Raw genomic sequence first — 20,107 nt, forward strand, 5'->3', positions numbered from 1 at the left:
TTTTCGAACGCCGCATTGTCTCTAAATGGCGGTTTTCAAAGGTCTGACACGTGGAGGGTGAGCGTGCGGTTTACGTCTTAACGAACACCGTAGCGCACGCTCGCAGTGCAGCCGTGCCTGATGGCGGTGCGTTACGGGGAAATCCGCAACCCACTCAATATATTGTGTACAAAATAGTAGTTTATTGTCTTTAACAACTCTGGAAGTTAATCGCAGGACGACGGTGGCTATTTTAAATGCATCGTCGTCAGGTCAAGCCGAGGTTGTAACCGCTGCCCTATTCCGGCAACTGCACCAACCCGTCCTCGTCTGTCATGGCACGCTCAAGCAAATCGGCTGGGAGGTTCTTGCTCGCCCGGGCCCCCAAGAGCTTGAGTTGCTCGCTGCGACTCACCAGGTTGCCGCGCCCCTCGACCAGTTTGTTACGCGCCGCCCCGTAGGCTTTGTCCAACTGCTGCAGGCGACTGCCGACCTCGTCCAGATCCTGAATGAACAGCACAAACTTGTCGTACAGCCAGCCCGCTCGTTCGGCGATCTCCCGCGCGTTCTGACTCTGACGCTCCTGTTTCCACAGGCTGTCGATGACCCGCAGGGTCGCCAGCAGGGTGGTCGGGCTGACGATGACGATGTTGCGATCGAAGGCGTCTTGAAACATGGTCGGTTCGGCCTGCAAGGCTGCCGAAAAGGCCGCCTCGATGGGCACGAACAGCAGAACAAAGTCCAGGCTGTGCAGGCCTTCCAGCCGTTTATAGTCTTTACCGGACAGTCCTTTGACGTGATTACGCAGCGACAGGACGTGCTGCTTCAGTGCGGCCTGCGCGATCACATCGTCGTCGGCCGAGACATACTGCTGGTATGCCGTCAGACTGACCTTGGCGTCCACCACGACCTGCTTGTCGCCGGGCAGCATGATCAGCACGTCGGGCTGGAAGCGTTCGCCATCCGGTCCTTTAAGGCTGACTTGCGTCTGGTACTCGCGCCCTTTCTCGAGGCCGGCGTGCTCAAGCACCCGTTCAAGAATCAATTCTCCCCAGTTGCCTTGGGTTTTCTGGCCCTTGAGGGCGCGTGTCAGGTTGGTGGCCTCATCGCTCAGGCGCTGATTGAGCTGCTGCAGACGCTCCAGCTCCTTGCCAAGGGAGAACCGCTCGCGTGCCTCCTGTTGATAGCTTTCTTCGACACGTTTCTCGAATGACTGGATGCGTTCTTTGAGCGGGTTGAGCAACTGCCCCAACTGCTGCTGGCTGGTTTCCGCGAAGCGCTGCTCACGCTCATCGAAAATTTTCCCGGCGAGCTCGGCGAATTGCGCACGCAATTCATCTCGGGAGCCCTGCAAGTCACTCAGGCGTTGCTGGTGACTCTCCTGTTGCTCACGCAGTTCAGCATTGAGTGACGCGCACTGCGAATCCAGGCGGCGTAATTCAGTCTCTTTATTGCTGCGCTCCTCACCCCAGTCGGCCTGGGCCTGACGCGCCGCTTCATGCTGCTGGCGCAGCAGTTCCACCTCTCGACGCAACGCAGCCAGATCCGCCTGTTTGACGGCATTGGCCTGGCCCAGATCGCTGATCTCATCGCGGCAGGCATCGAGCTGCGCGTTCAGCCCGTCCTGAGCCATCTGCGCGTTGCTCAGGCGCTCGTCGAGCAACGCCGACTCCGCCTCTTGCGACGTCACGCGGCGCTGCAGGTGCCACGCCAGCGCCAGCAGCGGTACCGCCGCCGCACCCAATCCCAGCAACAGGCTGGTAAGGTCCAAAGCCATCAACATTTCCCGACTCCACAATTCATGCTGGCGGCATTATGCGCAGAAGCGAAAATGAATCCAGATTCAGATTCAGCGATCGAGGGGTCAGAGCAGTGAGAAGTGGGCGGCGAAGGACAAAAGCGTAGTCCATCTTCGCAAAGGCGCGTGCTAGAGCAACCGATTGGGACAATCCACAGAACCTGTGGATAACTCAGTGGACAACGCCGCTTTAACCCCCGCAAACGCAGGTAGAATGGGGCCTGCGTTCAAACTGACGATTTTTTCACCAACAAAAAAAAGCGATGCTTTTCATTGACTTAATAAATCGTTGCCTGAAATCAGCCTGTTACGCGCGAATGTGACAGTGAGATGGCAGCTAACCGCGCTAATGTGCACAAGTCAATTTCCCATCGCTATAAGCAACGCTTTGCTCATCGTCAGCCGCATCCTGGCAGGGGGAAATGCGGTCAGGAGAAACCTCACGAGCCGCGAACCGCCAATCATTTTAAAAAAGCCCTTCCCTTCGCATGTCAAATCCGTTAGCATCGCCGCCGTTAGTACCAAGCTGAAAGTCAATTCTGATCGAACAAATCCCCCAGCCATGATTTGCTGCTGAGCAAACGGACTGAAAAAAGGGATCGATCACCTCGATGGTTTCCAGACATGAACTTACACAACCTGCCAAACAGTCGCAGGTGTGAAAAAGCGTTCATGGCCTGCTCAAACCAGCCTGCAAATTGATCAGGATCTTCACCCCGAGCATCGAACCTTTGCTCCTGTTGTGTCGCCTGCCCTCCTAAGTACCTACCAGTCAGCCCAGCGCCACACGATAACCGCGCTTCAACTGGCTGCTTTTGTTCCAGACAGGTTCTGCGCCCTGCCCTGACTCGCATTCGAGCATCGGTCCGCGTTTACTGGAACGTTTTTATTTTGCACGCCTCTTATTGCGTGTCGATTCAGGAAACACCATTACATGACTACTCATATTCAGACTCAAAACGCTATTCGCACCCTGACCAACGCCTTCGCCCCCATGGACTGCCTGATCATGGCAGCTCGCAAAGGCTGCTTCAGCTTCACCCTCGTCAACGAACACGGTATCGCGCGCCACACCGAGCGTCTGTATCCGGATCAGTACTCGAGCGCCGAACCGCTGCAGGCCGTGATCGACCGTACGCGCCAGGCACTGACGGCCTGATACCGTTCGTCGGCTGAAAAAATCGGGCATCCAAGCCTCACCCTTAAACGGTGGGGCTTTTTTGTGTCTGTTTTCCTTATGAAAAACTGCGCAGCCTAATCGCTGAACGACCTATGGTGTGCGTCGTACATCGGGAAATATTTTAAAAACAGCCCTTTACGCGGCAAATATGACACTACACTTCAAGTCAAGCGGTCTGAGCCGCTTCCGGTGGACCCGCCCCAGATCACCGCTGCCAAGCACCAGGGTCCGCCGGCTCATTCACTTCCCGAGGGTGTTATGGGAATCGCCGCCAGTGAACTGTGCCGTCATGTGATCCGCCCTACGCTGATCTACCTCGGCCGCCACCATCCCGCAGCAGAATCTTTTCTGCTCGCGGTTGCTGCCAGCCAGTCCGCACTGGGCGCAGAGCTCGACACCCAGCGGGGGCACGGCCTTTACAGCATCTCTGACGCCCTGCATCACAAAGTCTGGGACGAATACCTGGCAAAGGATCCCGACCTCGCCAGCCTGGTCAGAGGCCTGGCCAGCCAGCATGCCTTTCTGAGCGGTCCTGATCTGGAGCTGACCGTCAACCTGCGTTACGCCACCGCTATTGCCTGGCTGATGGTCGAAGCCAGTCACCTCTCTCTACCTGCCGAAGATGATTTGCTGGGCATGGCCCGAATTTGGCGCCGGATATTTCAGCCACACGGTCGCCTGCAGGATTTCACAACGGCTTGGCAAACCTCGGTTCGCCCCCTGTTTCAGGCCGAACCAGCCATTTTGTGACTTGGCGGTTTCGCTGACGTTCGCAGCAAACTCACCGGATTGTCCTACAAAAACTGCTCTATCTCGGGCGATACAGCCTATAGCGCGTTATGAAAAATATTGGTAATTTCCGCGCGGTGATCAACAAGGAGTTCTAACAATGAAAAAAACAATGATCAAATCCAGCCTCAGTCTCGCCATTACACTCGCCTCCACCCAGATTTTCGCATCCGGTTTTGCCCTGAACGAACAGAGCATCAGTGGGATGGGCACCGGTTTCGCCGGTCGCTCCTCTTCTGCCGATGATGCCAGCATCGTTTACGGCAACCCGGCCGGCATGTCGCGCCTCAAGCGCCAGCAAGTGACTGTTGGCGCTGCTGCGATCGATGCCAAGACTGACATTTCCGATACAAGCGGCAGAAGCGCCGGTTCGAACAAAGGCGACATGGTGCCTTTCATCGCCGTGCCAATGGGCTTCTACGTTAAACCGATCGACGATCAATGGGCATTCGGTCTGGGCGTTTATGCCCCATTTGGCTTGGTGACTGACTACGAGAATGGTTTTCAGGGTCGTAACTTTGGCAGCAAAAGCAAAGTCAAGGTCGTGACCTTCCAGCCGACCATCAGCTATGCATTCAACGACAAGGTTTCGATTGGCTTCGGCCCGACCATCAACCGCATCTCCGGCGTACTGGAGTCGAATCCGAACCTCAGCGGCATCACCGCGCCCATCACCGGTCGTCCGGCAGGCGACGGTCGCGTTCAGGTCAAAGGCGACGACGTGGGTTACGGCTTCAACGCCGGTATCCTCGTGCAAGCGACCGACACCACGAGTGTTGGCCTGACGTATCACTCGAAAGTCACCTACAAGCTTGAAGGCCACACTGAAGTGACGCCAGGTGCTGGCGTTCCTCCGGCCTTGCTGAGTGCAGGGCGTTATGACGCCAAGCTCAGCCTGGACACTCCAGAGTCGGTGGACTTCTCGGTCACGCAGTCGATGAACGATGCGTGGAAGCTTTATGCTGGCGCGACCTGGACTCGCTGGAGCCGTCTGCAAGACATCACCGTCAAGAACTCCGGCGTGAGCGGCGGTGCGCTGGCACCTCGTCTGTTCGGCACCATCACCGAAGAGCAAAACTGGCATGACACCTGGGCGTACGCCATCGGTACCTCGTACCAGTTGAACAAGCAGTGGGTACTGCGTACCGGCCTGTCGTTCGACCAGTCGCCGACCAACAACGAGAACCGCTCGCCACGCATCCCGACTGGCGATCGTACAATCTTCAGCCTGGGCGCCGGCTACAACCTGTCTGACGACATCACCATCGACGTTGCTTACTCGTACCTGAAAGAAGAAGACGTCAAGGTTCACGAAGTCAGCCCACTGGGTCAGACGTACAACGCCAAGTATGAAAACAGCGCCAACGGCTTCGGCCTGGGCCTGACCTACCGCTTCTGATGCAGTTGGCGGGACCGGCAGATCACCGGTTCGCCAGACAGAAAACCCCGCAGCCAGCGATGGCTGCGGGGTTTTTCGTTATGGAAGGAATCACCGTCGCTTGAGACTCAAGGCTTGGACGCAATCGCCTTCTCGATCGCCGCGATCAGCTCCGGATCGTCCGGCGTGGTTTTGCTTGGGAAACTGGCGACGACATTGCCTTTGCGGTCCACGACGTACTTGTAGAAATTCCAGCGCGGCGCATTGCTCTGCTCCGCAAGCACCTTGAACAGGTTGATCGCATCGGAACCCCGAACCGGTTGCGGTTCGGTCATGGTGAACGTCACACCGTAATTGACGTAGCAAACCTTGGCGGTTTCAGCAGCGTCGTTAGACTCCTGCTTGAAGTCGTCAGAAGGCACGCCGAGCACCTCCAGCCCTTGACCCTTGAAGCGTTGATTGAGGGCTTCCAGACCTTTGAACTGCGGCGCAAAGCCACAGAAGCTCGCGGTATTGACCACCACCATCGGTTTGCCGGCGAATTGCTTACACAGGTCGATATCCTGTTTCGCGCGCAGCTTGGGCAAATCACCCTGCAACAACGGCGGGCAGTCGGCAGCCATCGCAGCGCCGCTGATGGCGAGCATTAGAAGAGGGAGGCAGATCCAGCGAGTTCTCATGACGGCGTCCATTCAAGGCAGGAAGTTCGACTCACGCTACTCCCTGCCATCGCGGATGCCTAGCCGGTCGGTAGGATTTACACGCCACACCGACCTGAACACGCTCTCTCATCGGTTCTGCACTGACCAAGACTCGGATTAAATCAACAGCGCCAACACCACCAGAACCAGCACCTCAAGCAGCTCCAGCATCGCACCGGCGGTGTCCCCGGTGCTGCCGCCCAAACGCCTGATCATCAGTCGCCGCAGCCAGAAAAATCCGGCGGTCGCGGCCAGCACTGCTTCAACGCCCGTCCAGCCGGCGATCAGCACACAGGCAATGGCAGTGATCCCCAGCACCTTGAAACCCAGCGGGCGCGGCAGGTGATCGGCCAATGCCTGACCCAATCCGCCCGCGCGCACATAGGGTGTGCCGAGGAACAACCCCAGCATCGCCGCTCGGCCGATGACCGGCGCCAGCAACAAACCCAGGCTGTGATGAGACTCGATCAAGGCCAGCAGCGCCGTGAATTTCACCAGCAGGACAATCACCAGCGTCACCACCGCGATCGGCCCGCTGCGAGGGTCTTTCATGATCGTCAGGGTCCGTTCGCGGTCCCCGAATCCACCGAGCCAGGCGTCGGCGCTGTCCGCCAGCCCATCCAGGTGCAGACCGCCGCTAAGCAGCACCCAGGCGGCCAGCACCAGGGCAGCGTGCAAAAACAAAGGGGCGCCGTCGAGCAGCAGATTCAGCGCCATCAGCACGGAACCCATCAGCACGCCCACGGCGGGATAGAACAGGAGCGAGCGACCCAGTTCCTGTGGCGAGGGCATGCCCGGCAAGCGAATGGGCAAGCTGCTGAGAAATTGCAAGGCGATCCAGAACGGCAGCATCTAGGCCTCCGCCAACGAGCCGTCAGCCGCGACATCCAGGCTGAACAAGCCACCATGACCGGCGATTACTTGCAGCAACTGTTCACGAGGCAGCCCTCGGGCTTGAGCCAGCAACAGGCGCATCACCCCGCCGTGACTGACCACCAGAATGCGCTCGCCCGCATGGCTGTCGCGCAACCGTTCTACGGCACCCAAAACCCGTTCAGAAAAGGCCACCACAGGTTCGCCATTGGGCGGCGTGAAGGTGTAGGGATTTTCCCAAAAACGCCCCAGACCCTCAGCGTCCGTCTCCATCAATTGCGCGGTGCCGATCCCTTCCCAGTCGCCAAAATGCAGCTCCTGAAGATCGCTTTCCAGGTGCAAAGGCAACGACAGCCGCGCCGACAGCTCGTCGGCAAACCGCGCGCAACGTTGCAGCGGCGAACTCACGATTCGATCCCAAGGCCCCGCCTCGATCACCGCCGCACGCATTTGCTGCCAGCCGAGGTCGGTCAAGGCATCGTCCAGACTGCCGCGCAGGCCGCCGCCAAGCACTGTTTCGCCGTGACGCAGCAGGTCAAGGCGCAAGGTCATGCAGGACGGTCCGCCACGGCCGCTTCAGCGAAGGTCGCCATGCCGTTGTGCAGCTCACAGGCGAGCCGCAGCAACGGCACGGCCAACGCAGCGCCACTGCCCTCGCCCAGGCGCAAACCCAGTTCCAGCAACGGCTCGGCCTGCAAGCTTTCCAGCACGTGGCGATGCCCCGGCTCGGCGCCACGGTGGCCGAAAAACAACCACGGACGACACGATGGATTGACACGCACCGCCACCAGCGCGGCCACCGTGCAGATAAAACCGTCCACCAGCACGGCAATGCCTTCCTGCGCGCACGCCAGGTACGCCCCCACCAGCGCCGCCATTTCAAAACCGCCCAGCGCGCGCAGACTGCCCAGCGCGTCGCCCGCCTGTTCGGCGTGCAGGTGAAGCGCCTGTTCAATCACCGTCGCTTTGTGATGGATACCTTGCGCATCAAGCCCGGTGCCCGGGCCGACCAGCAACGACGCAGGGCAATTGAGCAGCGAGCACGCCACCGCGCTGGCCGCTGTGGTGTTGCCAATGCCCATTTCGCCGCCAATGAACAACTCGGTGCCGAGCGCCTGGGCGCGAAGCACGCTGTCGCGACCGCCGGCCAGCGCGGCCTCCAGTTGCGCCTGGGTCATCGCCGGTCCCTTGGCGAAATTGGCGGTGCCCGCTCCCAGATTGAGATGGCGGACACCGGGCAGATTAAGCGGCGACACCGTGCCGAGGTCCACCACGTCCAGTTGCGCCGACAGCTGCCTGGCCAGCACGCTGATCGCCGCGCCACCCATGATGAAGTTGTGCAGCATTTGCCCGGTGACGGCCTGCGGATAGGCCGAAACCCCTTCGGCGACCACGCCGTGATCCCCGGCAAAAATCGCGATCCAGACCTTGCCGACGCTCGGCTTCACGCGACCCTGCAGACCGGCCAGTTGCACGGCGACCGCTTCCAGCTGGCCCAGCGAGCCCGTCGGTTTGGTCAGTTGCTGCTGTCGGGCCAGCGCCTGCTCGCGGCTGTTTTCGTCGACTTCTCGTGCGGGCGCGAGCCACCAGGCATTACTCATAGTGCGGATCCTTTCAAAGTCATGGGCAGTCCGGCGACGGTGAATACCACGCGCTGGCAACGCTCGGCCAACGCCTGATGCAGCCAGCCGGCTTCATCGACATAACGACGGGTCAGCTCACCGAGCGGCACGACGCCCAGCCCGGTTTCGTTGCTGACGAAAATGATTTCACCGGGCAGTTCAGCCAGGCAATCGAGTAGAGCTTCGCGCTCCTGCGCCAGTCGCTGCGGATCGTCCAGCATCAGCAGATTGGTCAGCCACAGGGTCAGACAGTCCACCAACAGGCAATGGCCGGGTCCTGCGCTTTCCTTTAATACACGTGCCAGCTCCACCGGTTCCTCGATCAGGCCCCAGTGGTCCGGTCGACGCTGACGGTGCAGCGCCACGCGTTGATTCATTTCACCGTCCAACGGTTGACTGGTGGCGACATACATCACCTCCAGCCCACTGTCGCTGGCGAGCTTTTCCGCCAGCCGACTCTTGCCGGACCGCGCGCCACCCAGAATCAATTGCAGCATCAGGCTGGCTCCAGTCCGCAGAGTTCACGCAGCAACGGGCCATCCAGGTGCTTCTCCACCAGGTCGGCCAGACGTTCGATGTCGCGCTCGCGCAGGGCGTGGTAATCCACCGTTTGCACGTTCTGCAAACCGGCCCAGCGCAACAGCGCACTGCTCGACGCCGGGTTTTCGAAGAGCCCGTGAAGGTAGGTGCCCAGCACCTGGCCGTCGGCACTGCGTGCGCCGTCGCAACGACCGTCGCTGAGTTGCACCAGCGGGCTCTCCAGCGCAGGTCCTGTCGTCACGCCCGCATGAATTTCATAACCGCTGACGTCCGCGTCTTCCAGTGTCAGGTGGCCGCGCACATTGCGCAGCTGTTTTTCCTGCTCCAGCACCGTGCTCATGGCCAGTAACCCCAAGCCCGGGCTTGACCCCGCCGCGCCCTCAAGACCCAAGGGGTCGTGCAGTGCCTCACCCAGCATCTGCAGCCCGCCGCAAATGCCCAGCACCTTGCCGCCGTAACGCAAGTGACGACTGATCGCCGTGTCCCACCCGTTATTGCGCAAGTACGTCAGGTCGCTGCGCACGCTCTTGGAGCCCGGCAGGATGATCAAGTCCGCCGCCGGAATCGGCTGGCCGGGTCCGACGAATTGCAGGTTCACTTGCGGGTGCAGGCGCAACGGGTCGAAATCGGTGTGATTGCTGATGCGCGGCAGCACGGGCACGACGACGTTGAGCACCTGTTCGGCCTTGTCGGTCTGGCGCTGATCAAGGCCGTCTTCGGCCTCAAGGTGCAAGTCCATCACATACGGCAACACACCCACCACCGGTTTGCCGGTGCGCTGTTCCAGCCAGTCGAGGCCCGGTTGCAGTAACGCGATGTCCCCGCGAAAACGGTTGATGACGAAGCCTTTCACGCGGGCCTGCTCGCTGGGCGACAGCAATTCAAGGGTGCCGACCAGATGGGCGAAGACGCCACCACGATTGATGTCGGCCACCAGCAAGACCGGGCAATCCACGGCTTCGGCAAAGCCCATGTTGGCGATGTCACCCGCACGCAGATTGATTTCGGCCGGCGACCCTGCGCCTTCCACCATCACCACCGGCCACTGTTCACTCAGCCGTTGATGGGACGCCAGCACCGCTTTCATCGCGATCGCTTTGTAATCGTGATAAGCCACAGCGTTCATGGTGGTGACCGCGCGACCGTGAATGATCACTTGTGCGCCGGTGTCGCTGTTGGGTTTGAGCAGGACCGGGTTCATGTCGGTGTGCGGCTCGAGGTGGCAGGCCTGGGCCTGCACGGCCTGGGCGCGCCCGATCTCGCCACCGTCTGCGGTGACGGCGCTGTTGAGCGCCATGTTCTGCGGCTTGAACGGCACGGTGCGCACGCCCTGACGGGTCAGCCAGCGGCACAGCGCGGTCACCAGCGTGCTCTTGCCGGCATCCGACGTGGTGCCTTGCACCATCAGGGTCTTGCCGGTTTTCGGAGTGTTCATGCACGCTCCCGGGAAAATTCGTTCAAGGCCTGTTCCAGTCGCTGCCAGTCGGCCTCGTCCCGGGGCAGGCCAAAACGCAGGCTGCTGTTGTGCTGCGCGGCGTTCAAAAAGATACGCAGCAAAATGCCGCGTTGCGCGCAGAACTCATGCAGCTCGGCGGCCAGCGGCGTGATCAGCCACTGAAACAGCGCGCAGCCGCCTTGCGGCGCAAAACCGTGATCCGCCAGCAGTGCCGCCAGCCGTTGACTGGCATGCTCGGTTCGCTCGCGCTGCACGCGATGCCCTTCGGTATCGTCCAGACACGCCTGGCCGAGCATGCGCGTCGGCCCGCTGACCGACCATGGGCCGATCTGCCTGGCCAGCACTTTGAGAAAGCGAGACTCGGCCAGCACGAAACCGAGACGCACACCCGCCAGGCCGAAAAATTTACCGAACGAACGCAGCACGATAAGGCCAGGACGCTGGGTCTCAGCCGCCAGACTCAACTGGGGCGTGTTGTCCATGAACGCCTCGTCCACCACCAGCCAGCCGCCGCGCTGCGCCAGCTTTGCGTGCCATTCCAGCAAACGCTCCGGTGTCAGGCTCAGGCCTGTGGGGTTGTTCGGGTTGACCACCACCAGCACGTCGAGGGCGTCGATGAAGCGCTCGACTTCATGCTCCAGCACCTCGCGCACCAGAAAGCCGTTGCTGCGCCACGCTTCAGCGTGTTCGGCATAACACGGCGACAACACACCGACCTTGCCCGCCTGACGCAGACGCGGCAACGCTTGAATCGCCGCTTGAGAACCGGCGACCGGCAGCAGATCGGGCGCACCGTAATACAGACGCGCGGCGCTCTCCAGACCGTCATCGGTTTCCGGCAGACGTGCCCAGGCCGACGCGGGGATCGGCGGAATCGGCCAGGCCCAGGGAGAAATGCCGCTGGACAGGTCGAGCCAGTCGCCCTCGGCGATACCATACTTCGCGACTGCGCCGCGCAGCCGTCCGCCATGCTCAAGCATAGAATTCAGTCCCCAGACAGAGGATCAGCAGCCACAACCAGACGCCGCGCTGCACCAGTTGCCAACCACGATCAATGGACGTCGCGTCGGCGGGTACGCCTTCGCCCAATTGCGGACGCTGATGCAGTTCACCGTGATAGATCGCTGCACCGCCCAGCTCCACACCCAATGCACCGGCGCCCGCCGCCATCACGGGACCGGCGTTCGGGCTGTCCCATTTCGGAGCCTGGGTGCGCCAGCAGCGCAAGGCGAGCCGGGTCTTGCCCAATAACGCGTAGGTCAACGCCACCAATCGCGCAGGAATGTAGTTAAGCAGATCGTCGATCTTGGCCGAGGCCCAGCCGAAACGCTCGAAGCGCTCGTTGCGATAACCCCACATCGCGTCCAGCGTGTTGCTCAGGCGATAGAGCACGACGCCCGGCGCGCCGAGGACCGCAAACCAGAAGATGGCTGCGAATACCGCGTCGCTGCCGTTCTCCAGCACCGACTCGGTGGCGGCACGGGCGACGTCGGTGGCGTCCAGTTCAGCGGTTTGGCGACTGACCAGATAACCCACACGACGGCGGGCCTCTTCCAGATCGTCACCGCGCAGCGCCTTAGCCACCGGCTCGACATGCTCGCCCAGACTGCGCAGGCCGAGCGCGCAATACAGCGCCGCCACCTCCACCAGCCAGCCGATGTAGGGCAGCCAACTGAAAAAGGTGATCACCACCGTCAGCGGAACGACGGCGATGAACCAGGCCGTCACGCCATGGCTGCGCCAGCCGCGACCGCCTGCGTTGAAACGTTGCTCGATGCGCTCGGCATAACGCCCGAACGCCACCAGCGGGTGGTTTCGTTTTGGCTCACCGAGCAGCGCATCCAGCGCAACCCCGGCGACGCTCAACAACGCCACACTCATGGACTCACTCCCCATTTGTTCTCGTAAACCAGATCCTGCAGCGGACGCGCCTGCGCCCAGCCTTCCAATACCAGCATCGGCGCCGGATAGAACTCCTTGACCGGCCCCAGGCACAGAATCGCCAAGGGTTTTGAACCGGTTGGCATCTCCAGCAATTGCCCAAGGGAAACCGGGTCGAACAGCGACACCCAGCCCATGCCCAGACCTTCGGCCCGGGCCGCCAGCCACAGGTTCTGGATCGCACAAGACAACGACGCGATGTCCATTTCCGGCAACGTGCGCCGACCGAAGATGTGTTTCTCGCGGTCATCCATCAACGCGGCGACCAGCACCTCGGCGCAATCATGGATGCCTTCGACCTTGAGCTTCATGAAGTCGTCAGAGCGTTCGCCCAAGGCTTCGGCTGTGCGCACCCGCTCCTCTTCGACCTGCGCCTGAATCCGGGAGCGCAGTTGAGGGTCGGTGATGCGGATGAATCGCCACGGCTGCATCAACCCGACACTGGGGGCGTGATGGGCGGCTTCGAGCAGACGCGCCAGCAACTCGGGCGCCACCGAGCCACCACTGAAATGACGCATGTCCCGACGCTCGGCGATGGCCCGGTAAACGGCCGCGCGCTCGTCGTCGCTGAAGGCGTGGTCAGTCATGGCGGCAATCTCGGCCAGTTGGCCCACCGCGGAAATCTGATCTGGGTGAGTAACCTGTGGGAGCGAATTCATTCGCGAGAAGTCGGTACAGCCGACACAGAGCCGTAGGCTGTAACACCGCATCGCGAATGAATTCGCTCCCACAGGGCCCAGCGTTCCTACAACCAGACCGCATAAGGGTGGCGATGGAAAATGTCAGAGCGCTATTCATGGCCGTAAGAGCGCCGCCATCGCTTGGGGATTCGACGGGAAATAAAAGTGCACGTACGAAGCCGTCATTCGGCCCTCTCGATACACTGCCTCGGCGCCGCGACCGCCGTTGGGGCTGACGCCTCGGGCGATCGGAGTCAGTTCGGTGCTGGTCAGCGAGTGGTGATAGGTGTGCCCACGCAGCGTGCCTTCCGGCAGCTCCACCGCTTGCAACGCCAAGGCCGCCAGACGTTTCTGCATCACCGCCTCGCCGTCGAGCAAACCCACCAGTTCCGCCCGCTGGCCATCGACATCGGTCAGCGCATTCAGCAGGTACAGCATGCCGCCACACTCGGCGAGCAACGGTTTGCCTGCGGCGTGATGGGCGCGGATCGCGTCCAGCATCGGGACGTTCTGCCCCAGCGCCACATGGTGCAATTCGGGGTATCCGCCGGGGAGATACAGGCTGTCAGCGTCAGGGATCTGCGTGTCCCGAATCGGCGAAAAGAACGACAGTTCAGCCCCCATCGCACGCAGCACATCAAGGCTGGCGCCGTAGGTGAACGCGAAGGCTTCGTCATGGGCGATGGCGATGCGCACGCCCGCCAGCAAGGGCTCGGCCGTCACGAAATCAGGCGCCGAGAACGTCACCGCAGGCGGCAGCGTCGCATCACAGGTGCTGGCCAGCGCATCGGCGGCAGCGTCCAGACGCACGTCCAGATCGTTCAGCTCACTGGCTTGCACCAACCCCAAATGGCGGCTTGGCAGTTCGATGCCGGTTTCCCGCGAAAGCGCGCCATACCAGCGCAAGCCTTCGGTCAGGCTGCCTTCGAGCAGTTGTGCGTGACGCACTGTCCCGACCCGATTGGCCAGCACACCGGCGAACGGTAAATCCGGTTGATAACGCGCCAACCCCAACGCCAGCGCGCCGAAGGTCTGCGCCATGGCCGTGCCATCGATCACGCCCAGCACCGGCACGCCGAAGTGCCTGGCCAGGTCAGCGCTGGACGGCGTGCCGTCAAACAGCCCCATGACCCCTTCGATGAGAATCAGGTCAGCGTCGGCGGCCGCTTCCCACAGCAGACGACGGCTCTCGTCTTCGCCCACCATCCACATGTCCAACTGGTACACCGGATTGCCGCTGGCGCGCTCGAGAATCATCGGGTCCAGAAAATCCGGTCCGCATTTGAAGACACGAACCTTACGACCCTGATTGCGATGCAGCCGCGCCAGTGCCGCGGTGACCGTGGTTTTGCCCTGACCGGACGCAGGCGCGGCGATCAACACCGCCGGGCATTGCCGAGGCTGACGCTCACTCACAATTCGATGCCCTTCTGCGCCTTGATACCGGCCTGGAACGCATGCTTCACCACGCCGATGTCGGACACGGTGTCGGACAGGTCGATCAACTCCTGCTTGGCGCCACGGCCCGTGATCACCACATGCTGCATGGGCGGGCGCGCTTGCAGGTCGCTGAGGACCTGCTCCAGGTCGAGGTAACCGTGCTTGAGGGCAATGTTCAGTTCGTCGAGGACCACCAGACCGATGCTCGGGTCCTTGAGCATCTGCCGGGTGACGACCCAGGCGGCTTCGGCGGCGGCGATGTCGCGCTGGCGATCCTGCGTTTCCCAGGTAAAACCCTCGCCCATCACGTGATAACGCACTTGCTCGGGAAAGCGGCGGAAGAACAGTTCTTCGCCCGTGGCATTGCGACCTTTGATGAACTGCACCACGCCGCACTGCATGCCGTGGCCCATCGCCCGCGCCAGCATGCCGAAGGCGGAACTGCTTTTGCCCTTGCCGTTGCCGGTCAACACCAACAGCAGGCCGCATTCATTCGGGGCGCTGGCAATGCGCTCGTCCATCACCGCCTTTTTGCGCAGCATGCGCGCCAGGTGGCGTTCGTCACGTTCGGGGGATTCGCTCATCTCAGCTCTCCGCTTGAGGGCAAGTGTGGCAAACGGAGGGCACAGGCAAAGACTGACAGCAGGCGCCGGGCGCTAAACGCCCGAGCCTGCGCAGAGCATCGCCCTCCGTGATGCTGTTTGAATGGATCAGGCCGGTCTCCGGACTCATGAGTTGAAACACAAGCCACGCGCCTTCCCATGTTCCATGAACACAGTGGCATCGTGCGTGACCTTACTCATTTACCGTTGCGGAGGCAGCGCCGGGATTGAGCGTGAAATGCGCGCACCGGCTTCCCTGTTTCACCCTGTTGAACGACCGTGGTCGCGGGCACCTGAAACAATCGGCGAAGGTTAGAGGGTTGACTCCAGAGCGTCAATCAAAGCGGCACGCCATGCAGCAATTGAGTGAGCGGTTGAACCCACCGCTCAGCCACGTCTCTATTCCTATACATGCCTGTGCATGACTGCCAGATGCCTCACTGCGAGCAAGCGGAGATCGATCATGTTCAAACTCAGACCCCAGATGGTGGTTTTACTGTTGGTCGCCGCAGGGCTCGCCGCATGCGGCGAGTCGTCCAGGTTGCAGGTTTCGGACGGCACCGGCCCTTCGCCCAAGCTCCCCGAACCGAACAAGACCCTGATCCCTACCGTAAACATCGCCCCGGCCGTTGGCTGGCCGGCGGGCGCCAAACCGGTCGCCGCACCCGGCACACAGGTCGCGGCGTTCGCGGAGAACCTCGATCACCCTCGCTGGCTGTATGTGTTGCCCAATGGCGACGTGCTGGTGGCGGAAACCAACGCCCCGCCCAAGCCTGACGACGGCAAGGGCATTCGCGGCTGGGTCATGAAGAAAGTCATGGGGCGGGCCGGCGCAGGCGTTCCGAGCGCCAACCGCATCACCCTGCTGCGCGACAAGGACCACGACGGCGTCGCCGAAACCCGCACCGTGTTCATCGATCACCTCAATTCGCCGTTTGGCATGACCCTGGTCGGCAACAACTTCTATGTCGCCGACACCGACCGCCTGTTGCGCTTCAACTACGAACCGGGCGAGACGTCGATCAAGGGCGAACCGCTGAAAGTCACGGATTTGCCGGGCGGCACGATCAACCACCACTGGACCAAGAACGTCATCGCCAGCAAGGACGGCAGCAAGTTGTACGTGACCGTGGGCTCAAACAGCAATGTCGGCGAAAACGGGCTCGACGCGGAAGAAGGCCGCGCGGCGATCTGGGAAGTCGACGCCGCGACCGGCAACCACCGCATCTTTGCCTCGGGCCTGCGCAATCCCAACGGCATGGATTGGGACCCGAGTACCGGCAAGTTATGGACCGCCGTCAACGAGCGGGACGAGATCGGCAGCGATCTGGTGCCTGACTACGTGACCTCTGTTCAAGACGGTGCATTCTATGGCTGGCCCTTCAGTTATTACGGCCAGCACGTGGACATTCGGGTGTCTCCGCAGAATCCGGAGCTGGTGCAGAAGGCCATTGCGCCTGACTTCGCGGTGGGTCCCCACACCGCTTCGCTGGGCCTGGCATTCACCGATGGCAAGTCGTTGCCGGCACCCTTCAACGAAGGATTATTCGTCGGCCAGCACGGCTCGTGGAACCGCAAACCTCACAGTGGCTACAAAGTGCTGTTCGTGCCGTTCAAGGATGGCAAGCCGAGCGGGACGCCGGTTGATCTGTTGACCGGCTTCCTCGACGCCAATGAAAACGCACAAGGGCGCCCGGTGGGCGTGGTCAATGACAACAAGGGCGGGGTGTTAGTGGCCGACGACGTCGGCAACAAAATCTGGCGCGTGACGTCGGCGCGGACGGTGCAGGCGTCGAACTCAGCGCCATGAGCAGGCAGCGGGTCGGTGCGGCTCACTCTTGGTGTGGGAGCGCCACCCCGGTCGCCCCTGCATTTGCTGAAGATTGAAATCCAGGATCGTTCCAACGCTCTGCGTGGTAATGCCTGCCAAGACGCTCCGCGTCCACGTTGACGCAGAGCGTCAGCCCCTGCGTTACCACGCGGAGCGTGGGAACGATCAGAAACCTGAGGTTTATTGCCGAGCCAGATTCGACGGCGTGATCACGCGCTTGGCATTCAGCCAGGCTTTCTGCCAATACGGCTTGTCCAGGCTGTCGAGCTTGACAGTGCCACCCGTGGCCGGCGCATGCACGAAACGCCCTTCCCCCACATAGATCCCGGCATGACTGACGTTGGACCCGCCACCGGTGGCGAAGAACACCAGGTCACCGGTCTGCAGCTGGCTGCGGTCGATGTCCGGGCCGCGCAGGTTGATCATGTCGCGGGTCGAGCGCGGCAGGGTAATGCCCGTTGCGCCCCGATACACGTAGCCGATCAAACCACTGCAATCAAACCCTGAATCCGGCGTATTGCCGCCCCAACGATAGGGTGTGCCGACCAGACCGATGGCGCGCAAGAGCACGTCATCCGCGACCGGAGAGGAAAATTGCGAAGGAGCGGATACCACAGGCCTGGAAACGACCTTGGGAGGGGATGGCGGTGGGTTGCTGGAACAGGCGGCCAGCAATACAGCCAGTGAAGCAACAACCAGGCGAACCGTAAACGACATAAACACAACAACCTTTGCGGGATGCGGCTTACTCTGCCGGGAGCCGGGACTGCGTGCAATCAGGATTTCCCCGGTTGCACGCCCGGTATTAACGGTGTTGGCGCTTGAGTGTAGTCGAGGTCATCGCGGTTGTGGTTTCTGGAACCTTGGAAGGTGCCATGGCCAGCGCGCGCTTGGCTTCGATGAACGTACGTGCCCAGTAAGCGTCGTCGAGGCTGTCGACACGAACGCCACCACTGCGACGGCTGCTGGAATGGATGAACTGATCATCGCCCAGGTAGATGCCGGCATGGCTCACGCGACCGCGGCCTGCGGTGCTGAAGAACAGCAGATCGCCAGGCTTGAGGTCATTACGCTTGACCAGGGGTGCGTCGATGTTGATCATTTCGCGCGAAGAACGCGGCAGGCTCATGCCAGCCTCTTCACGGAACAGGTAACCAATGAAACCGCTGCAATCAAAACCGGAAGTGGTCGAGGTGCCGCCAAAACGATAGCGGGTGCCTATCAGCGATTTGCCGCGTTCCAGAATGCTGTCAGCCAATACCGGCAACCGGTAAGGCTTGTTGTCAGCAAACTGAGCCAGTTCGTCTTCGGTGGCGATTTCGTCATCCAGCACGGAAGCCGAATAATCAGCACGCTTGGCAGCGGTTTGCGCGGTGACAGAATCCTTGAACTGAGGGTTCTGCGACTGCTGTTGCGACGCTGGCATCTGGGCCGCGCAGCCGAACAGCAGCGAAACGAGTGCGAGAGGCACGAGGGGTGCGAAGCGATTTAGCATGGGCACGACCGTGGCTAAGGTGTAAAGAAGCCGAGACTATGCCTTCTATCGTCATCATTTGCAAATTCAATCGAATCAAATGTGACTTACCAGGTCTTCCATCACATCTAAGGCTCTACACCTCAAGAATGCGTCCATGTGAATGGAGTGATCGGTCGACGAAGGATTGATCTCGGCGGTAAAGCCTCCTGAGACCCGCGTGCGCAGCATCGGCTCGTGGATATAAGGGAAGCTGGCGGTGGTTCCAATGCTGAGAACAGCGTCAAAGCCTTTCGCCATCTCCTCATACAGCACGTTCAATGCCAGTTCTGGCAGCATTTCCTCAAACAAGACGACCGGCGGTCGCAAGACCCCGTGACACTGCGCGCACAACGGTGGCAGTGGCCGTTGCAGATGCTCGCTTAACTGCGGGTCTTCAGCGCCACAAGACTGACAGTAGAGCGGTGCCAGTTGACCGTGGATCTCGATCAGCCGCTGCGGCGGACTGCCCGCCGCGCGATGATAGCCGTCGACATTTTGCGTCAGCACCCAGCACTCAGGCTTGCGCCGCTGCAATTGAGCGATCGCATAATGCGCTGCATTGGGCTGCCCGCCCAGGCAAGCGCTGCCTAATTGGGCAATATATTTCCAGCACAACGCAGGATCGCGACGCAGCATGGGACCGGACAACGCCATTTCGATGGGCAGTCCGTCGTCGGTATGACCGTTATAGAGCCCGCCGACGCCACGGTACGTCGGCAATCCCGAATCAGCGGAAAGGCCCGCGCCGGTGATGATCAGAATGCGATTGGCGTTGCGCAGGGCTGCCGCCGTCTGCTGCACCAGGGCGGGATCGACGACAGACGGATTCACTGAGCGCTCCCCACTACCAACCCAGCGTTTCTTTAAGGAAAGGGATGGTCAGCTTGCGCTGCGCTTGAAGCGATGCCTGATCGAGCTGTTCGAGCAGGTCGAACAGCGCGCTCATGCTGCGTTTGCCGCGGGTCAGGATGAAATGGCCGACTTCGTCGGTCAGGTGCAATCCACGGCGCGAGGCGCGCAATTGCAGGGCACGGAGTTTTTCTTCGTCGGACAGCAGGCGCATCTGAAACACCAGCGCCATGGTGAGTCGCGACTTGAGGTCGGCCAGCTTGACCGGTAGCTCGCGAGGCGAACAGGACGCGGCAATCAGCAATCGACGGCCGCTGTCACGCAGACGGTTGAACAGGTGAAACAGGGCTTCTTCCCATTCCGGCTTGCCGACCACGGCCTGCAAGTCGTCCAGGCAGACCAGTTCGTATTGCTCAAGGTGATCGAACAACTCGACGCCTTCATCAATGACTTCAGCCATCGGCAAATAAACGGCCGGCTCGCCCATCTGCTCGAAACGCAGACACGCCGCCTGGAGAAGGTGCGTGCGCCCTACTCCCTGCTTGCCCCACAGATAGATCAGGCTTTCGGTCCAGCCGGCCTCGGCTTCGCACAGCCGCTCGACGTAGCCGAGTGCAGCGGCATTGGCGCCTGGATAGTAATTGATGAAGGTGGCGTCATCACGCAGACGCACACTCAGGGGCAGCTGAACTGGTTTCATGCTGGCTGAACGGTTCAATGACGAACCGCCAAGGGGCCTCTGTGTAAAGTGTGCAAAGTTTATACCCGCAAGGCGGGCCGCACAATGCGCCAGACCGCCTGCAAAATCAAAGGGTTGCGTCTACACCGGGCCAGGCCGCGATTTACGTGCAGAAGACACGGATTAAAAAGCTGATCCAACGCCCGTGTTGCGCCATGTCGAACACACAACCGTATGGGAGTGAGCGCTCGTT

At 61.1% G+C, this 20,107-nt stretch carries 20 protein-coding genes and 1 riboswitch; of the genes, 4 read left to right on the top strand and 16 right to left on the bottom strand.

Annotated elements, in window-relative coordinates; translation table 11 throughout:
- Positions 1 to 277: 277 nt before the first annotated feature.
- Positions 278 to 1,642, bottom strand: coding sequence for a DNA recombination protein RmuC (locus BLS87_RS13290; RefSeq protein ID WP_167362065.1), 1,365 nt, complete (start codon positions 1,640 to 1,642; stop codon positions 278 to 280).
- Between the two features lie 1,069 nt (positions 1,643 to 2,711).
- Here BLS87_RS13290 and BLS87_RS13300 point away from each other — a divergent pair.
- The 3 genes from BLS87_RS13300 to BLS87_RS13310 all read left to right on the top strand — a co-directional run bounded on the left by BLS87_RS13300 (position 2,712) and on the right by BLS87_RS13310 (position 5,145).
- Positions 2,712 to 2,936 (top strand): hypothetical protein, encoded by a 225-nt coding sequence (locus tag BLS87_RS13300; RefSeq protein ID WP_074752955.1) that lies wholly within the window; start codon positions 2,712 to 2,714, stop codon positions 2,934 to 2,936.
- Positions 2,937 to 3,215: 279 nt separating this feature from the next.
- On the top strand, positions 3,216 to 3,707 hold the full coding sequence (locus tag BLS87_RS13305; RefSeq protein ID WP_074752956.1) for a hypothetical protein: 492 nt from the start codon (positions 3,216 to 3,218) through the stop codon (positions 3,705 to 3,707).
- A 139-nt stretch (positions 3,708 to 3,846) separates the two neighbouring features.
- On the top strand, positions 3,847 to 5,145 hold the full coding sequence (locus BLS87_RS13310) for an OmpP1/FadL family transporter (RefSeq protein ID WP_074752957.1): 1,299 nt from the start codon (positions 3,847 to 3,849) through the stop codon (positions 5,143 to 5,145).
- A 107-nt stretch (positions 5,146 to 5,252) separates the two neighbouring features.
- Here the strand turns inward: BLS87_RS13310 and BLS87_RS13315 are convergent, their stop codons facing one another.
- From BLS87_RS13315 to cobO, 11 genes are all read right to left on the bottom strand, one after another.
- Positions 5,253 to 5,804: a glutathione peroxidase gene (locus tag BLS87_RS13315; protein WP_074753172.1), complete on the bottom strand. Its 552-nt coding sequence runs from the start codon at positions 5,802 to 5,804 to the stop codon at positions 5,253 to 5,255.
- A 138-nt stretch (positions 5,805 to 5,942) separates the two neighbouring features.
- Positions 5,943 to 6,677, bottom strand: coding sequence for an adenosylcobinamide-GDP ribazoletransferase (locus BLS87_RS13320; protein WP_074752958.1), 735 nt, complete (start codon positions 6,675 to 6,677; stop codon positions 5,943 to 5,945).
- Positions 6,678 to 7,250 (bottom strand): alpha-ribazole phosphatase family protein, encoded by a 573-nt coding sequence (cobC, locus tag BLS87_RS13325; protein WP_074752959.1) that lies wholly within the window; start codon positions 7,248 to 7,250, stop codon positions 6,678 to 6,680.
- Positions 7,247 to 8,299, bottom strand: a complete 1,053-nt coding sequence (gene cobT / locus BLS87_RS13330) for a nicotinate-nucleotide--dimethylbenzimidazole phosphoribosyltransferase (protein ID WP_074752960.1) — start codon at positions 8,297 to 8,299, stop codon at positions 7,247 to 7,249. The genes cobC and cobT overlap by 4 nt, the downstream gene beginning before the upstream one ends.
- On the bottom strand, positions 8,296 to 8,817 hold the full coding sequence (cobU, locus tag BLS87_RS13335; protein ID WP_074752961.1) for a bifunctional adenosylcobinamide kinase/adenosylcobinamide-phosphate guanylyltransferase: 522 nt from the start codon (positions 8,815 to 8,817) through the stop codon (positions 8,296 to 8,298). Before cobU ends, cobT begins: the two co-directional genes overlap by 4 nt.
- The gene (locus BLS87_RS13340; protein ID WP_074752962.1) at positions 8,817 to 10,295 is read right to left on the bottom strand and encodes a cobyric acid synthase; all 1,479 of its coding nucleotides are present in this window, start codon (positions 10,293 to 10,295) and stop codon (positions 8,817 to 8,819) included. The genes cobU and BLS87_RS13340 overlap by 1 nt, the downstream gene beginning before the upstream one ends.
- A complete protein-coding gene (cobD, locus tag BLS87_RS13345; RefSeq protein WP_074752963.1) occupies positions 10,292 to 11,296 on the bottom strand; it encodes a threonine-phosphate decarboxylase CobD in 1,005 nt (334 codons plus the stop codon). Before cobD ends, BLS87_RS13340 begins: the two co-directional genes overlap by 4 nt.
- A complete protein-coding gene (cbiB, locus tag BLS87_RS13350; protein WP_074752964.1) occupies positions 11,289 to 12,197 on the bottom strand; it encodes an adenosylcobinamide-phosphate synthase CbiB in 909 nt (302 codons plus the stop codon). The genes cobD and cbiB overlap by 8 nt, the downstream gene beginning before the upstream one ends.
- Positions 12,194 to 12,844, bottom strand: coding sequence for a 5,6-dimethylbenzimidazole synthase (bluB, locus tag BLS87_RS13355; protein ID WP_074753173.1), 651 nt, complete (start codon positions 12,842 to 12,844; stop codon positions 12,194 to 12,196). The genes cbiB and bluB overlap by 4 nt, the downstream gene beginning before the upstream one ends.
- A gap of 207 nt (positions 12,845 to 13,051) precedes the next feature.
- Positions 13,052 to 14,353 carry a cobyrinic acid a,c-diamide synthase CobB gene (locus tag BLS87_RS13360; RefSeq protein ID WP_074752965.1) on the bottom strand — a complete coding sequence of 434 codons (1,302 nt, stop codon included), beginning with the start codon at positions 14,351 to 14,353 and terminating at the stop codon, positions 13,052 to 13,054.
- Positions 14,350 to 14,961: a cob(I)yrinic acid a,c-diamide adenosyltransferase gene (cobO, locus tag BLS87_RS13365; protein WP_074752966.1), complete on the bottom strand. Its 612-nt coding sequence runs from the start codon at positions 14,959 to 14,961 to the stop codon at positions 14,350 to 14,352. The genes BLS87_RS13360 and cobO overlap by 4 nt, the downstream gene beginning before the upstream one ends.
- 112 nt (positions 14,962 to 15,073) lie before the next feature.
- A riboswitch (cobalamin riboswitch) is annotated at positions 15,074 to 15,291 on the bottom strand.
- Between the two features lie 151 nt (positions 15,292 to 15,442).
- Here cobO and BLS87_RS13370 point away from each other — a divergent pair.
- Positions 15,443 to 16,789, top strand: a complete 1,347-nt coding sequence (locus BLS87_RS13370; protein WP_074752967.1) for a PQQ-dependent sugar dehydrogenase — start codon at positions 15,443 to 15,445, stop codon at positions 16,787 to 16,789.
- Between the two features lie 201 nt (positions 16,790 to 16,990).
- On the opposite strand, the gene BLS87_RS13375 is transcribed toward BLS87_RS13370, so the two are convergent.
- The 4 genes from BLS87_RS13375 to hda all read right to left on the bottom strand — a co-directional run bounded on the left by BLS87_RS13375 (position 16,991) and on the right by hda (position 19,875).
- Positions 16,991 to 17,527, bottom strand: a complete 537-nt coding sequence (locus tag BLS87_RS13375) for a C40 family peptidase (RefSeq protein WP_074752968.1) — start codon at positions 17,525 to 17,527, stop codon at positions 16,991 to 16,993.
- An 88-nt stretch (positions 17,528 to 17,615) separates the two neighbouring features.
- The gene (locus tag BLS87_RS13380) at positions 17,616 to 18,305 is read right to left on the bottom strand and encodes a C40 family peptidase (protein ID WP_074752969.1); all 690 of its coding nucleotides are present in this window, start codon (positions 18,303 to 18,305) and stop codon (positions 17,616 to 17,618) included.
- 75 nt (positions 18,306 to 18,380) lie between these two features.
- The gene (locus BLS87_RS13385) at positions 18,381 to 19,157 is read right to left on the bottom strand and encodes an NAD-dependent deacylase (RefSeq protein ID WP_074752970.1); all 777 of its coding nucleotides are present in this window, start codon (positions 19,155 to 19,157) and stop codon (positions 18,381 to 18,383) included.
- A gap of 13 nt (positions 19,158 to 19,170) precedes the next feature.
- Entirely contained in the window at positions 19,171 to 19,875 is a 705-nt protein-coding gene (gene hda, locus BLS87_RS13390; protein ID WP_062380066.1) for a DnaA regulatory inactivator Hda, read from the bottom strand.
- Positions 19,876 to 20,107 lie beyond the last annotated feature (232 nt).

The sequence above is a fragment of the Pseudomonas abietaniphila genome, from assembly GCF_900100795.1.
Lineage (GTDB): Bacteria > Pseudomonadota > Gammaproteobacteria > Pseudomonadales > Pseudomonadaceae > Aquipseudomonas > Aquipseudomonas abietaniphila.

What these genes read in the sequence shown, in the direction of transcription:
- BLS87_RS13300 (WP_074752955.1), top strand. Translation starts at nt 2,712, where the DNA reads ATGACTACTCATATTCAGACTCAAAACGCTATTCGCACCCTGACCAAC.
- BLS87_RS13305 (WP_074752956.1), top strand. Translation starts at nt 3,216, where the DNA reads ATGGGAATCGCCGCCAGTGAACTGTGCCGTCATGTGATCCGCCCTACG.
- BLS87_RS13310 (WP_074752957.1), top strand. Translation starts at nt 3,847, where the DNA reads ATGAAAAAAACAATGATCAAATCCAGCCTCAGTCTCGCCATTACACTC.
- BLS87_RS13315 (WP_074753172.1), bottom strand. Translation starts at nt 5,804, where the DNA reads ATGAGAACTCGCTGGATCTGCCTCCCTCTTCTAATGCTCGCCATCAGC.
- BLS87_RS13320 (WP_074752958.1), bottom strand. Translation starts at nt 6,677, where the DNA reads ATGCTGCCGTTCTGGATCGCCTTGCAATTTCTCAGCAGCTTGCCCATT.
- cobC (WP_074752959.1), bottom strand. Translation starts at nt 7,250, where the DNA reads ATGACCTTGCGCCTTGACCTGCTGCGTCACGGCGAAACAGTGCTTGGC.
- cobT (WP_074752960.1), bottom strand. Translation starts at nt 8,299, where the DNA reads ATGAGTAATGCCTGGTGGCTCGCGCCCGCACGAGAAGTCGACGAAAAC.
- cobU (WP_074752961.1), bottom strand. Translation starts at nt 8,817, where the DNA reads ATGCTGCAATTGATTCTGGGTGGCGCGCGGTCCGGCAAGAGTCGGCTG.
- BLS87_RS13340 (WP_074752962.1), bottom strand. Translation starts at nt 10,295, where the DNA reads ATGAACACTCCGAAAACCGGCAAGACCCTGATGGTGCAAGGCACCACG.
- cobD (WP_074752963.1), bottom strand. Translation starts at nt 11,296, where the DNA reads ATGCTTGAGCATGGCGGACGGCTGCGCGGCGCAGTCGCGAAGTATGGT.
- cbiB (WP_074752964.1), bottom strand. Translation starts at nt 12,197, where the DNA reads ATGAGTGTGGCGTTGTTGAGCGTCGCCGGGGTTGCGCTGGATGCGCTG.
- bluB (WP_074753173.1), bottom strand. Translation starts at nt 12,844, where the DNA reads ATGACTGACCACGCCTTCAGCGACGACGAGCGCGCGGCCGTTTACCGG.
- cobO (WP_074752966.1), bottom strand. Translation starts at nt 14,961, where the DNA reads ATGAGCGAATCCCCCGAACGTGACGAACGCCACCTGGCGCGCATGCTG.
- BLS87_RS13370 (WP_074752967.1), top strand. Translation starts at nt 15,443, where the DNA reads ATGTTCAAACTCAGACCCCAGATGGTGGTTTTACTGTTGGTCGCCGCA.
- BLS87_RS13375 (WP_074752968.1), bottom strand. Translation starts at nt 17,527, where the DNA reads ATGTCGTTTACGGTTCGCCTGGTTGTTGCTTCACTGGCTGTATTGCTG.
- BLS87_RS13380 (WP_074752969.1), bottom strand. Translation starts at nt 18,305, where the DNA reads ATGCTAAATCGCTTCGCACCCCTCGTGCCTCTCGCACTCGTTTCGCTG.
- hda (WP_062380066.1), bottom strand. Translation starts at nt 19,875, where the DNA reads ATGAAACCAGTTCAGCTGCCCCTGAGTGTGCGTCTGCGTGATGACGCC.